This is a genomic window from Streptomyces olivaceus (assembly GCF_000721235.1).
Taxonomy (GTDB): Bacteria; Actinomycetota; Actinomycetes; order Streptomycetales; family Streptomycetaceae; genus Streptomyces; species Streptomyces olivaceus.
Genome location: NZ_JOFH01000014.1, coordinates 61,799 through 74,418 on the forward strand (window position 1 = coordinate 61,799; position 12,620 = coordinate 74,418).

The window sequence follows — 12,620 nt, forward strand, 5'->3', positions numbered from 1 at the left end:
GGAACCGACCGGATCTGACAGGGAGGCGACACACATGGGCCTCGGCGGGTGCATCATCCTCATCGCCGTGGGAGCCATCCTCACGTTCGCGACCGACTGGGACATGCAGGGCGTCAACGTGGACCTGGTCGGCGTCATCTTCATGATCGTCGGCCTGATCGGCATCGCGACGTTCAGCAGCATCGCCCGGCGCCGGCGCGTGGTCGTGCCGCCGGCCACCCCGGTCGTCGAGGATCGGTCCCACCACCACACGCAGGACGGCTACAACAACGGCTACGGCGCCTGACCCGTGCGGACACCGACCTCGCGGACACCGCGCCCGGTCCGGACTGCTCGGACTACCCGGACTGCCCGGACTCAGCCTGTCGGCCTACCGCCCGCGTTGCCCGGCCCCGGGCGGGGAAGCGGTCAGACATGAGATTCCTCGTGTACGACCGGCTCCTCGGCATCGGCGACGACTACTGGATCGAGGACGACAGCGGCAACAAGGTCTTCCTCGTCGACGGCAAGGCGATGCGCCTGCGCGACACCTGGGAGCTGAAGGACGCCCAGGGACGCGTGCTGATCGACATCCACCAGAAGATGTTCGCCCTGCGCGACACGATGGTGATCGAGCGGGACGGCGAGCCCCTGGCACGGCTCAAGCGGAAACGTCTCTCCCTGCTGCGCAACCACTACCGGGTCACCCTCGCCGACGGCACCGAGCTGGACGTCAGCGGCAAGATCCTCGACCGGGAGTTCGCGATCGAGTACGACGGCGAGCTGCTGGCCGTCGCCTCGCGCCGCTGGCTCACCCTCCGGGACACCTACGGCGTCGACGTCGTACGGGACGACGCCGACCCGGCGCTGCTGATCGCGCTGACGGTGTGCGTCATCCACCTGGCGGAGAAGGAGCGGGAGGACGACTGACGCCCTCGCGCCGCCCCGGCCCCGGCCGCCGCGTCGTACGGCGCCCCGCCCGGTCACCGCCGGGGCGTCTCCAGACCCAGCACGCGGTCCTTCAGGGCCGGGAACCGCTCCCGGGTTTCGGCCGCCCTCGCCGGGTCGAACTCCACCGTGAGGACCTCCTCACCGGCGCCCGCCTGAGCCAGCACCTCGCCCCAGGGGTCGACCACGATCGAGTGGCCGGCCTGCGGGACCCCGGCGTGCGTACCGGCCGTTCCGCAGGCGAGGACGAAGGCCTGGTTCTCCACCGCCCGCGCCTGCGCCAGGAGCGTCCAGTGCGACCGGCGGCGCTCCGGCCAGCCCGCCGGGACCACGAAGGTCTCGGCACCGGCGTCGACGAGGGTGCGGAAGAGCTCGGGGAAGCGCAGGTCGTAGCAGGTCGCGACGCCCACCGTGGTCTCCGGCAGCCGGACCGTCACCGGCTCGTGGCCCGCGCCCATCAGCACGGCCTCGCCCTTGTCGAAGCCGAAGCGGTGGATCTTGCGGTAGGAGGCGGCGAGGTCGCCGGAGGGGGAGTAGAGGAGCGAGGTGTTGTAGAGCCGCCCGTCGGGGCCGCGCTCGGGGACCGACCCCGCGTGCAGCCACGCCCCCGTGTCGCCCGCCGCCGCGGCCATCGCCTCGTGCGTCGGTCCGCGCAGCGGTTCGGCCGCCGTGCCGAACTCCTCGAAGGCGAACGCGCCGGTGGTCCACAGCTCCGGCAGCACCACGAGGTCGGCGCCCGCCTGGGCCCTTACCAGAGCCGCCACGCGCGCGCGACGCGCTTCGACCGTTTCGTCCTCGTTCACGGCGATTTGGATCAAAGAGGCGCGCACACTACCACCGTCCTGGCATTCGAGCCGTCCACACGGGCCTACGATCGTCACACGAAAGCACTGCCGGGGTGCCGCACAGCAGCGTAACTTAGCGTCCCAAGACGCCCGCCGACCGCAGCCACCGCCGCCACCGAACGTCCGTGTACCGACCGCCGAGGGGTCCCGTTTCCGTGAGTCTGCATCCCACCCTCCAGCCCTACGCCGACGCCTGGACTCACTCCATCGAGGCGATATCCGAGCTGGTCCAGCCGCTTGTGGAAGCAGAGTGGAACCGCCGCACCCCCTGCCCGGCCTGGTCGGTGCGCGACATCGTCTCGCACGTGCTGGGCCTGGACTCCGAGATGCTCGGCGACCCCCGCCCCATCCACACGCTCCCGCGCGACCTCTACCACGTCACCAACGACCACCAGCGCTACATGGAGATGCAGGTCGACGTCCGCCGCCACCACACGGCGCCGGAGATGACGTCCGAGCTGGAGTACATGATCATCCGGCGCAACCGCCAGCTGCGGAACGAGTCGCGGGACCCGGGCACGAAGGTGCGCGGGCCGCTCGGCACCGAGCTGACCCTGGAGGAGGCCGTGCGCCGGCACGCCTTCGACGTGTGGGCGCACGAGCAGGACCTGCGCACGGCCCTCGGCCGCCCCGGCAACCTGGACTCCCCCGGCGCGCACGTCGCCCGTGACGTGCTGCTCTCCGAGCTGCCCGCCGTGGTCGCCGAACGCGCGGACGCGCCGCGCAGCTCGGCCGTCGTCTTCGACGTGCACGGCCCGGTCGAGTTCCTGCGCACCATCCGCGTCGACATCCAGGGCCGCGGCACCCTCGAAACGGCCCCCGCCCTCGGCCCCGCCGCCACCCTGACCCTCGACTGGGAGACCTACTTCCGCCTGGCCTGCGGCCGGGTGACGCTGGAGGCGTCGCGGGAGCGCATCAAGACAGAGGGCGACCAGGACCTGGCGGAGGCAATCCTCCACCACTTCACCGTGACACCGTAACCGCCTGCCGCGCCGCTGCGGGCAGTCGTGCCGCTGGGGCGGCACGGGTGGGCGCGGCGGCACCCCGTCGGCGCCGGGCAGCGCCACCCGCCCCCGCCCCGCACCGACGCCGGATCACCGTCACACAGGAACGTGCACCGTCTCCACCCGGCTCGCCACCAACCGCTCCCGCTCCCGCAGCGCCGCCCGCTTCCGCAGCCGCAGGATCTGCGTCACCCCCACCGCCTGCAGCACGAACACGGACGAGAAGGCGACCCGGTAGTCGTCCCCCGTCGCGTCCAGCAGCACCCCCACCGCGAACAACGTGGTCATCGACGCCACGAAGCCCCCCATGTTCGTGATCCCGGACGCCGTCCCCTGCCGCTGCGGCGGATTCGCCGGCCGCGCGAAGTCGAAGCCGATCATCGAGGCGGGCCCGCACGCCCCGAGCACCGTGCACAGCACGACCAGCAGCCACATCGGCGCGTGGCCGGCCGGCCAGGCGAGCGTCGCCGCCCACAGGGTCGCCGTCGCCGCCACCGTGCCGAGCGCCAGCGGCAGCCGCGCCGCGTGGTGCCGCGCGATGATCTGGCCGTAGACGAGGCCGACGGTCATGTTGGACAGCACGACCAGGGTGAGCAGTTCACCGGCCGTGGCCCGCGACAGCCCCTGCGCCTCGACCAGGAACGGCATCCCCCACAGCAGCAGGAAGACCATCGCCGGGAACTGGGTCGTGAAGTGCACCCACAGCCCGAGCCGCGTCCCCGGCTCCCGCCAGGACGTGGCGATCTGCCGCCGGACGTACGCGGCCCCCTGGTGCGGCAGCGGTTCCGGCTCGTGCCCCTCCGGGTGGTCCTTGAGGAAGAGCAGCAGCAGGACGAGGACGACCACGCCGGCCAGCGCGCTGCCCGCGAACGCCGCCGTCCAGCCGATGCCGTGCAGCAGCCGGGCCAGGACGAGGGTGGAGACCAGGTTGCCTGCCATGCCGACCAGCCCGGCGAGCTGGGCGACCATCGGACCGCGCCGGGCCGGGAACCAGCGGGTGCCCAGCCGCAGCACGCTGATGAAGGTCATCGCGTCACCGCAGCCGAGCAGCGCCCGCGAGGCCAGCGCCGTGCCGTACGACGGGGAGAAGGCGAAGCCCAGCTGCCCGGCCGTGAAGAGGACGACGCCGATCCCCAGCACCTTCTTCGTACCGAGCCGGTCGACCAGCAGGCCGACGGGTATCTGCATACCGGCGTAGACCAGCAGCTGGAGGATGGAGAAGGTGGACAGGGCGGAGGCATTGACGTGGAAGCGGTCGGCGGCGTCGAGGCCGGCGACCCCCAGCGACGTACGGAAGATGACGGCGACGAAGTAGACGGCGACGCCGATGCCCCACACGGCGATCGCGCGGCGTCCGCCCGGCGGATCGCCGGGCAGCACGCGGCCGGCCGAGGTGGCCGTACTCATCGGACCTCCCCCCGGGCCAGGTGGGAGAACCAGCCCACGTGCCGGCCGACCACGCCGACGGCCGCCTCCGCGTCCCCCGCGCGCAGCGCGTCGAGGAGTTCCTCGTGCTCGGCCAGGGTGTGGGCGATCCGGTCGGGGTGGGAGTGCATGACGGCGACGCCCATGCGGAGCTGGCGGTCGCGGAGCTGGTCGTAGAGGCGGGAGAGGATCTCGTTGCCGCCACTGCGGACGATCTCGGCGTGGAAGCAGCGGTCGGTGACGGAGGCGGCGGTGAAGTCGCCGGCGGCGGCCTGCTCCTTCTGCCGGGCGAGCAGCTCCTCCAGCCGTCCGACGAGCCCGGGCGGTGCGGGTACGGCCTTTCTGGCCGCGTGCTCCTCCACCAGCAGCCGCGTCTCCACCACGTCCGCGATCTCCTGCGCGGAGACGGGCAGCACCAGGGCGCCCTTCTTCGGGTAGAGCCGGATCAGCCCCTCGGCCTCCAGCCGGAGCAGTGCCTCGCGCACCGGGGTGCGGGAGACGCCCACGGCCTCGGCCAGCTCGCCCTCGGTGAGCAGCGTGCCGCCCTCGTAGCGGCGCTCCAGGACACCTTGCTTGACATGGGTGTAGACGCGGTCCGCCGCCGGGGGTTGCTTCACTGCCGTGGTCATGCCGACAGGATAGATACAACAGGGACGCAAGCCGGCGCCCTTCCAGCATGCGGACGCCCCACCGGCCCGCCGCCGCACCCGCCACTCCACCCGGAACCCAAGCGTCACCCCCGTCACACCACCCCGGGGACCCGCGCGTCACCCCCGGGACGCCACCTCACCCCCGGGAGGGATTCCACCACCCCGCTCCGTCCCGCGGCACAACCATCCGCCCCCGCCGTCCGTCGCACAGACGCGGCCCGCACCGCACCGGCCCGCCGGTCGACCGACCGGCCCGTCGACCCGACCGCCAAGAGGGCCGCACCACCGGGGACTTCACCACAATCGGGGTATGTGACTCAATGACCAGCATTCCAGGCATCCAGCTCCGCAGGGCCGTCGCCGTCGCCCTGACCGGCGGCGCCGTACTCGCGACCGGCGCCCTCGCCACCGCACCCGCCCGGGCCGCCGCACCCGAGCGCGTGCCCGCCGCACCCGTACGGGCCGCCGCCGCGCCCTCGATCGCCGCCAAGGGCGGCTTCGTGATGAACAACGCGAACGGCAAGGCGCTCTACACCAAGGCCGCGGACACCAAGCGCTCCACCGGCTCCACGACCAAGATCATGACCGCGAAGGTCGTGCTCGCGCAGCCCAGGCTGAACCTGGACGCCAAGGTCACGATCCAGATGGCGTACAGCGACTACATCGTGTCGAAGAACGCCTCGTCCGCCCGCCTGATCGTCGGCGACAAGGTGACGGTGCGGCAGCTGCTGTACGGCCTGATGCTGCCCTCCGGCTGCGACGCCGCGTACGCGCTGGCCGACACGTTCGGCTCGGGCAAGACGCGGGCGGCGCGGGTGAAGTCGTTCATCGGCAAGATGAACGCGAGCGCCAAGAGCCTCGGGCTGAAGAACACCCATTTCGACTCCTTCGACGGCATCGGCAAGGGCAAGAACTACTCCACGCCGCGCGACCTGACGAAACTGGCGAGCAGCGCGATGAAGAACTCCACCTTCCGCACGGTCGTGAAGACGAAGAAGTACACGGCGAAGACGCGGACCAAGAAGGGCGGCACCCGCACCATGGCGCCCTGGACCAACACCAACACACTGCTCGGCAGTTACAGCGGTGCGATCGGCGTGAAGACCGGGTCGGGCCAGGAGGCCAAGTACTGCCTGGTCTTCGCCGCGACCCGGAAGGGCAAAACCGTCATCGGCACGGTGCTGGCCTCCACGTCCGCCGCCCAGCGCACGAAGGACGCCACGAAGCTGATGAACCACGGCTTCGGCAGGATCTGACCCGTGGGCAGAGGTGACGGAGGGGGCTCGTCGGCGCCGCGACGGGCCCCTTCGCACGGGCAAGACGCACAGTTCATCCGCCCTTGCACCGACTTTGCGGCATATTCGCCCGCAGTCGTGAACATATGTGCCCCAGCTGGCATATGCCCTCGCCTCCGCCCTACGTTCCGCGGCGGAGGTGGTTCTCATGAAGGAACCCAGCAAGCGACAGAACTCGGCCGCCCGGCACGAGGCGATCGACGTCAGCGATTTCGTGTACGCGGCCACCGGCGCCCGGGTCCGGAGGCTGACCATGCCGGACGGAAGCCACTGGTTCCCGGCGGTGGACGTCTGCAAGGAACTCGGGCACACAAACTCTCGGAAGGCTCTCGCGGATCACGTCCCGGACGAGCACCGAGAAATGCTCGAGACCGTAACTGGAGGTTACGGTCTCGGCGTTCCCGCAGGTAGGGGGTGGCGCCGAGACTTGCACATCATCTCTCTGCAAGGTCTCATCCTGCTCGTCAACGCCTGCACCAAGCCGGCCTGCGCCCCCTTCAAGCAGTGGGTCGCCGAAGTCATCGAGACCGTGCAGCGCGAGGGTTCGTACTCTCTCGACGAGGCCGAGGTGCAGCCCGCCGAAGCCGGCGCGCCCATCGCCTACGCCATGCCGGACCAGGTCGCCGAGGCCATCGTCCGGCTGGAGGCGCACAACCTTCGGCTGGACGAGGAACTCGCGGAAGGGCAGCGCACGTCGATCGCTCTGCAGAGGGAGATGCTGACGACGCAGCAGGCCACCCTCGCCACCCAACAGGCCGGCCTCGCCGCCCAGCAGGCGACCCTCGCCGTGCAGCAGGCCATGGTCCGGGCGTTGGAGCGCATCGCGGACCGGTTCGACACCCTGGTCCTGCCGCGCGGAACCGCCGTCGGCCACCCGGCACCGGCGCCCACCACCGAATCGGTGCTGGCCGACTGGCGGCAGCGGTTGTCCGTGACGGAGGACGTGTGGACGGTCGCGCTCGTCATCGCGCCGGTGCTCGTCGCGACGGGTGAGTTGCGGGAGCCTCTGGAGTCGATCGCCGCCCGTACGGGGCTTTCCGTGCGCCGGGTCAACGAATGCCTCCGGCTGCTGCGCCGGCACGCCTGCATCCGCTCGCGGGGCGGGAGCGAGGACGGCGCTCCGGTGTACGTGCTGCACCACGCCTGAGGGCCGGTACGGCAGAAGGGGCGTCGCAACTTCAACTTGCGGCGCCCCTCCCGTCATGAATCTACTCGTTCGCGGCCCTCACGCCCAACTGATCAGCCGCTTCGGCTGCTCCAGGACCGCCGCCACGTCGGCCAGGACCTTGGAGCCCAGCTCGCCGTCGACCAGGCGGTGGTCGAAGCTCAGGGCGAGGGTGGTGACCTGACGCGGCTTCACCTTGCCCTTGTGGACCCAGGGCTGGAGCTTGATCGCGCCGACCGCGAGGATCGCGGACTCGCCCGGGTTGAGGATCGGCGTGCCGGTGTCGACGCCGAAGACGCCGACGTTGGTGATGGTCACCGTGCCGCCCTGCATGGCCGCCGGGGAGGTCCTGCCCTCCCTGGCGGTCGACACCAGCTCGCCCAGGGAGCCCGCCAGCTGGGGCAGCGTCTGGGCCTGGGCGTCCTTGATGTTCGGGACGATCAGGCCACGCGGGGTGGCCGCGGCGATGCCCAGGTTGACGTAGTGCTTGACCACGATCTCCTGGGCGGCCTCGTCCCAGGAGGCGTTGATCTCGGGATTGCGCCTGATCGCGACCAGCAGGGCCTTGGAGATCAGCAGCAGCGGGTTCACCCGCAGGCCCGTGTACTCCTTGTCCTGCTTCAGCGCCTCGACCAGCTTCATCGTGCGCGTCACGTCGACCGTGACGAACTCGGTGACGTGCGGAGCCGTGAACGCCGAGCCGACCATCGCCGCCGCGGTCGCCCTGCGGACGCCCTTGACCGGGACGCGGGTCTCGCGCGCCGTGTCGTACGACGCCGGTGCCGCCGGGGACGGGGCGGGCGCGACGGCCGCGGGGGCGGCGCCGGGCGCCTCCCCGGGGGCGGGTGCCACGGCCGCGTGGACGTCCTCGCGCGTGATGACGCCGTCCGGGCCGGAGGGCACCACGGTCGCCAGGTCGACGCCGAGGTCCTTGGCGAGCTTGCGCACCGGCGGCTTGGCCAGCGGGCGGTCCCCGGCGGACGGGGCGGCCGGTGCGGCCGGGGCCGACGGTCCGTGACCGTTCATCTCGGCCTGGATCGCCGCCGACGCGTCCTGTGCGGCGGCCGGATCCTTCGCGCCCTTGCGCGGGCGACGCCTGGTCGAGGAGGTCGACACCCCGTACCCGACCAGGACCGGCTGGCGGCCCTCGGGCTTGGGCTCCTCTGCCCCGGTGGTGGCCGGCGTGTCCGCGACGGCCTCCTGCACCGGCTCCGCGGCGGCCGCCGCACCGTCCCCGACGCCCACCGCGATGATCGACGTGCCCACGTCGACGGTGCTGCCCTCGGGGAAGTGCAGCGCGCGGACCACGCCGTCGTAGGGGATGGGCAGTTCGACGGCGGCCTTGGCCGTCTCGACCTCGCACACCACCTGCCCGTCGGTGACGGTGTCACCGGGTTCGACGTACCACTTGAGGATCTCGGCCTCGGTGAGCCCCTCGCCCACGTCGGGCATCTTGAACTCGCGCACGGAACTGTCCGTCATCGTCGTCACACTCCCCTCCTCAGTACGCCAGCGAGCGGTCGACGGCGTCCAGCACCCGGTCCAGGTCGGGCAGGTACTCCTCCTCCAGGCGCGCCGGCGGGTACGGCGCGTGGTAGCCGCCGACCCTCAGCACCGGGGCCTCCAGGTGGTAGAAGCAGCGCTCCGTGATCCGGGCGGCGATCTCCGCGCCCGAGCCGAGGAACACCGGCGCCTCGTGGACCACGACCAGGCGGCGGGTCTTCTCCACCGACGCCTGGACGGTGTCGAAGTCGAGCGGCGAGATCGAGCGCAGGTCGACGACCTCCAGGGAGCGGCCCTCCTCGGCCGCCGCGTCGGCGACCTCCTGGCAGAGCTTCACCATCGGACCGTAGGCCGCCAGCGTGAGGTCGGTGCCCTCACGCACCACCCGCGCGGTGTGCAGCGGGCCGGGGATGGCGTCCTTGTCCACCTCGCCCTTGTCCCAGTAGCGGCGCTTGGGCTCGAAGTAGATCACCGGGTCGTCGCTCTGGATGGCCTGCTGCATCATCCAGTACGCGTCGGCCGCGTTGGAGGGGCTGACCACCTTCAGGCCCGCCACGTGCGCGAACAGCGCCTCGGGGGACTCGGAGTGGTGCTCGACCGCGCCGATGCCGCCGCCGTAGGGGATGCGGAGGACGACCGGCATCTTCACCTTGCCCAGCGAACGGGCGTGCATCTTCGCCAGCTGGGTGACGATCTGGTCGTAGGCCGGGAAGACGAAGCCGTCGAACTGGATCTCCACCACCGGCCGGTAGCCGCGCAGGGCCAGGCCGATGGCGGTGCCGACGATGCCGGACTCGGCCAGCGGGGTGTCGACGACCCGGTCCTCGCCGAAGTCCTTCTGCAGGCCGTCGGTGACCCGGAAGACACCGCCGAGCTTGCCGACGTCCTCACCCATGATCAGGACCTTGGGGTCCGACTCCAGTGCACGGCGCAGCGATTCGTTGATCGCCTTGGCCACCGCCATCTTCTCCGCAGCCATGTCAGACCCCCTCGGACTCTGCGAACGACGCCTGGTAGGCGGCGAACTGGACCCGCTCCTCGTCGACGAGCGCGTGCCCGTCCGCGTACACGTGCTCGAAAAGGGCGAGACGGTCCGGGTCCGGCATGGCACGGACCACCTCGCGCACTCGTTTGCCCAACGCCTCGCTCTCCGTCTCCAGTTCCGCGAAGAACCCCTCGTCCGCGTGGTGTGCGGACTCCAGATGACGGCGAAGGCGCAGGATCGGGTCCTTCGCCTCCCAGGCGGCACGCTCGTCGTCGTGCCGGTAGCGGGAGGGGTCGTCCGAAGTGGTGTGGGCGCCCATGCGGTACGTGTACGCCTCGATCAGCGCGGGTCCCTCGCCGCGCCGGGCGCGGTCCAGGGCCCAGCGGGTGACCGCGAGGGAGGCGAGGACGTCGTTGCCGTCGACCCGGACGCCGGGGAAGCCGAAGCCCTGGGCGCGCTGGTAGAGCGGCACGCGGGTCTGCTTCTCGTTGGACTCGGAGATCGCCCACTGGTTGTTCTGGCAGAAGAACACCACGGGCGCGTTGTAGACGGCGGCGAAGTTGAACGCCTCGTTCACGTCGCCCTGGCTGGAGGCGCCGTCGCCGAAGTACGCGATCACGCCGGAGTCCGCGCCGTCCTTGGCGACACCCATGGCGTAACCGGTGGCGTGCAGCGCCTGCGAGCCGATGACGATCGTGTACAGGTGGAAGTTGTTGCTGTTCGGGTCCCAGCCGCCGTGGTTCACACCGCGGAACATGCCGAGGAGGTTGGTCGGGTCCACCCCGCGGCACCAGGCGACGCCGTGCTCGCGGTAGGTCGGGAAGACGTAGTCGTCCTCGCGGGTGGCGCGGCCGGAGCCGATCTGGGCGGCCTCCTGGCCGAGCAGCGAGGCCCACAGGCCCAGCTCGCCCTGGCGCTGCAGGGCGGTGGCCTCGGCGTCGAAGCGCCGGGTGAGCACCATGTCGCGGTACAGGCCGCGCAGCTCGTCGGGGGTGATGCCGGCGACGTACCCGGCGTACTCGGCGTAGGGCGCCTTCCCGGTGGGCTCGACGCGCTCGCCCTCGGGCGTCAGCAGCTGCACCAGCTCCGTCTCGGAGCCCTTCTTGGCAGCGGTACGGGTGGTGCGCGTGGTGCGCTTGGCTCCGGCGCCGGCCTTGCCGCCGGTGGTGGTGGTCCCGGCCGCCTTGGTGCCGGTGGTTCCGGCCGCCTTGCCGCCGGTGGTTCCGGCCGCCTTGGTGCCGGTGGTCCCGGCCGCCTTGCTTCCGGCGCTGCGTCGCGGCTTGCGCGCGGCAGTGCTGTCGGTCACGTGTGCTCCTCCGTCGGTCCGGCCCCCGGGTTCGCCGGAAGCCAGTGCGGCTCACCTGCGGCCCGGCGGACGCACAAGGGTGGGTGCGGCCCGGTCGGCAACAGGCGTGACAGGTGCCCCGGCGAGCGCCCTGCGAACAGCACGTTACCCAGTGCTCCACATTTCTGTGAAACCCCTCCTGACCTGCGTTTTTACTCGGATTTCCAAGTAAATCGGCGAAGTCGGGAAGGTGTCCTGGTCACAGCCTCGCAGGGGGCCGGAACAACGGCACGTTATCCCGGCCACCCCGGGCACGGGAAGAGTCGGTGTGTGACACTGAGCGCGTGCGCGAAGACGGAAAAATCCGGGTATTCCTCCTCGACGACCACGAGGTGGTCCGCCGCGGGGTGCACGATCTGCTCTCCGGCGAGGCCGACATCGAGGTGGTGGGCGAGGCCGGCACGGCTGCCGACGCCCGGGCCCGCGTCCCGGCCGTCCGTCCGGACGTCGCGGTCCTCGACGTCCGGCTGCCGGACGGCAGCGGCGTGGAGGTGTGCCGCGACATCCGCTCCCTGGACGACTCCGTCCGCTGCCTCATGCTGACCTCCTTCTCCGACGACGAGGCGCTCTTCGACGCGATCATGGCGGGCGCCTCCGGCTACGTCCTCAAGGACATCCGCGGCGCCGAGCTGCTGGGCGCCGTACGGGAGGTGGCGGCGGGGAAGTCGCTGCTCGACCCGTCGGCCACCGCGCGCGTGCTGGAGCGGCTGCGCGACGGCGGGACGAAGACCGACGACCGGCTGGCCCGCCTCACCGACCAGGAGCGCCGCATCCTCGACCTGATCGGCGAGGGGCTGACCAACCGCGCGATCGGCGAGCGGCTGCACCTGGCGGAGAAGACGATCAAGAACTACGTGTCGAGTCTGCTGGCCAAGCTCGGCATGCAGCGGCGCTCCCAGGCGGCCGCCTTCGTGGCCCGCCTGGAGGCCGGAAAGCACTGACCGGCCGCCGGTGCCCGGCCCGCGGGGCCCGGCGGCCGGGGACTTACTCGGGACTTACGTCCCCTCCTGCCGGGGCGGGCGACTCTGGCGGCCCGTTCCCCCGCCCCCGCACAGTGAGGCCATGCCCTCCGACGAACAGCTCGCCGTCGGCCTCCTCGGCCGCACCGCCTACGGCCGGGCGGCCACCACCATGCGCGCCCTGCCCTTCCTCGCCCTCGCGCGGCACGTCGTGGCCGACGGCCGGGTCCTGCTGCGCATGCCCAGGAGCTGGGGATACCACCGGGTGTGCGCCGGCAGCGTCGTCGCCTACGGGGCGGACAACCTGACCTCCGCCCGGTCCGGCGAGGGCCTGTGGACCGTGCAGGTCGTGGGCCGGTGCGAGGCCCATGAGCCGACCGCCGCCGAGCTGGAGCTGTTCGGTCCCGCGCCGAGCAGGGTGGACGGCGAGCCGTACGAGCCCGCCTACCTGCGCGTCGACCCGCAGTTCGGCACGGTGCACTTCACGGACGACGGCGCGACCGGTCCCGCGTAGTTC

13 protein-coding genes are annotated in these 12,620 nt (G+C 71.6%); 7 read left to right on the top strand and 6 right to left on the bottom strand.

From position 1 onward, the window contains the following. Positions 1-34: 34 nt before the first annotated feature. Both IG94_RS0116240 and IG94_RS0116245 read left to right on the top strand, forming a co-directional pair. A complete protein-coding gene (locus IG94_RS0116240; RefSeq protein WP_031036343.1) occupies positions 35-286 on the top strand; it encodes a DUF6458 family protein in 252 nt (83 codons plus the stop codon). A 128-nt stretch (positions 287-414) separates the two neighbouring features. After that, entirely contained in the window at positions 415-909 is a 495-nt protein-coding gene (locus tag IG94_RS0116245) for an LURP-one-related/scramblase family protein (protein ID WP_031036346.1), read from the top strand. A gap of 53 nt (positions 910-962) precedes the next feature. Here IG94_RS0116245 and IG94_RS0116250 read toward each other — a convergent pair whose 3' ends face one another. After that, positions 963-1,757, bottom strand: coding sequence for a carbon-nitrogen family hydrolase (locus tag IG94_RS0116250; RefSeq protein ID WP_031036349.1), 795 nt, complete (start codon positions 1,755-1,757; stop codon positions 963-965). Positions 1,758-1,927: 170 nt separating this feature from the next. Here IG94_RS0116250 and IG94_RS0116255 point away from each other — a divergent pair, with 170 nt between their 5' ends. Further along, the gene (locus IG94_RS0116255) at positions 1,928-2,752 is read left to right on the top strand and encodes a maleylpyruvate isomerase family mycothiol-dependent enzyme (protein ID WP_031036351.1); all 825 of its coding nucleotides are present in this window, start codon (positions 1,928-1,930) and stop codon (positions 2,750-2,752) included. Positions 2,753-2,872: 120 nt separating this feature from the next. On the opposite strand, the gene IG94_RS0116260 is transcribed toward IG94_RS0116255, so the two are convergent. Next, a complete protein-coding gene (locus IG94_RS0116260) occupies positions 2,873-4,183 on the bottom strand; it encodes an MFS transporter (protein WP_031036355.1) in 1,311 nt (436 codons plus the stop codon). After that, a complete protein-coding gene (locus IG94_RS0116265) occupies positions 4,180-4,830 on the bottom strand; it encodes a GntR family transcriptional regulator (protein ID WP_031036358.1) in 651 nt (216 codons plus the stop codon). The genes IG94_RS0116260 and IG94_RS0116265 overlap by 4 nt, the downstream gene beginning before the upstream one ends. Positions 4,831-5,171: 341 nt before the next feature. Here IG94_RS0116265 and IG94_RS0116270 point away from each other — a divergent pair, with 341 nt between their 5' ends. Next, complete coding sequence (locus tag IG94_RS0116270; protein WP_031036360.1) at positions 5,172-6,107, top strand: D-alanyl-D-alanine carboxypeptidase family protein; 936 nt, start codon at positions 5,172-5,174, stop codon at positions 6,105-6,107. A gap of 187 nt (positions 6,108-6,294) precedes the next feature. Further along, complete coding sequence (locus IG94_RS0116275) at positions 6,295-7,293, top strand: BRO-N domain-containing protein (RefSeq protein WP_031036366.1); 999 nt, start codon at positions 6,295-6,297, stop codon at positions 7,291-7,293. 78 nt (positions 7,294-7,371) lie between these two features. Here IG94_RS0116275 and IG94_RS0116280 read toward each other — a convergent pair whose 3' ends face one another. From IG94_RS0116280 to pdhA, 3 genes are read right to left on the bottom strand one after another with little or no spacing between them, the layout of a single operon-like run. Then, positions 7,372-8,802, bottom strand: coding sequence for a dihydrolipoamide acetyltransferase family protein (locus IG94_RS0116280; protein ID WP_031036368.1), 1,431 nt, complete (start codon positions 8,800-8,802; stop codon positions 7,372-7,374). Positions 8,803-8,812: 10 nt separating this feature from the next. Continuing rightward, complete coding sequence (locus IG94_RS0116285; protein WP_031036370.1) at positions 8,813-9,778, bottom strand: alpha-ketoacid dehydrogenase subunit beta; 966 nt, start codon at positions 9,776-9,778, stop codon at positions 8,813-8,815. A 16-nt stretch (positions 9,779-9,794) separates the two neighbouring features. Continuing rightward, positions 9,795-11,105: a pyruvate dehydrogenase (acetyl-transferring) E1 component subunit alpha gene (gene pdhA, locus IG94_RS0116290; protein WP_031036379.1), complete on the bottom strand. Its 1,311-nt coding sequence runs from the start codon at positions 11,103-11,105 to the stop codon at positions 9,795-9,797. A gap of 323 nt (positions 11,106-11,428) precedes the next feature. Between pdhA and IG94_RS0116295 the strand changes: the two genes are divergently transcribed. Further along, positions 11,429-12,085, top strand: coding sequence for a response regulator (locus IG94_RS0116295; protein WP_031036382.1), 657 nt, complete (start codon positions 11,429-11,431; stop codon positions 12,083-12,085). A gap of 121 nt (positions 12,086-12,206) precedes the next feature. Beyond that, complete coding sequence (locus IG94_RS0116300; protein WP_031036384.1) at positions 12,207-12,617, top strand: pyridoxamine 5'-phosphate oxidase family protein; 411 nt, start codon at positions 12,207-12,209, stop codon at positions 12,615-12,617. Positions 12,618-12,620 lie beyond the last annotated feature (3 nt).

Bases quoted from the DNA above. Each gene is read 5' to 3' on its own strand.
- IG94_RS0116240 (WP_031036343.1), top strand. From the start codon at position 35: ATGGGCCTCGGCGGGTGCATCATCCTCATCGCCGTGGGAGCCATCCTC.
- IG94_RS0116245 (WP_031036346.1), top strand. From the start codon at position 415: ATGAGATTCCTCGTGTACGACCGGCTCCTCGGCATCGGCGACGACTAC.
- IG94_RS0116260 (WP_031036355.1), bottom strand. From the start codon at position 4,183: ATGAGTACGGCCACCTCGGCCGGCCGCGTGCTGCCCGGCGATCCGCCG.
- IG94_RS0116265 (WP_031036358.1), bottom strand. From the start codon at position 4,830: ATGACCACGGCAGTGAAGCAACCCCCGGCGGCGGACCGCGTCTACACC.
- IG94_RS0116270 (WP_031036360.1), top strand. From the start codon at position 5,172: ATGACCAGCATTCCAGGCATCCAGCTCCGCAGGGCCGTCGCCGTCGCC.
- IG94_RS0116275 (WP_031036366.1), top strand. From the start codon at position 6,295: ATGAAGGAACCCAGCAAGCGACAGAACTCGGCCGCCCGGCACGAGGCG.
- IG94_RS0116285 (WP_031036370.1), bottom strand. From the start codon at position 9,778: ATGGCGGTGGCCAAGGCGATCAACGAATCGCTGCGCCGTGCACTGGAG.
- IG94_RS0116300 (WP_031036384.1), top strand. From the start codon at position 12,207: ATGCCCTCCGACGAACAGCTCGCCGTCGGCCTCCTCGGCCGCACCGCC.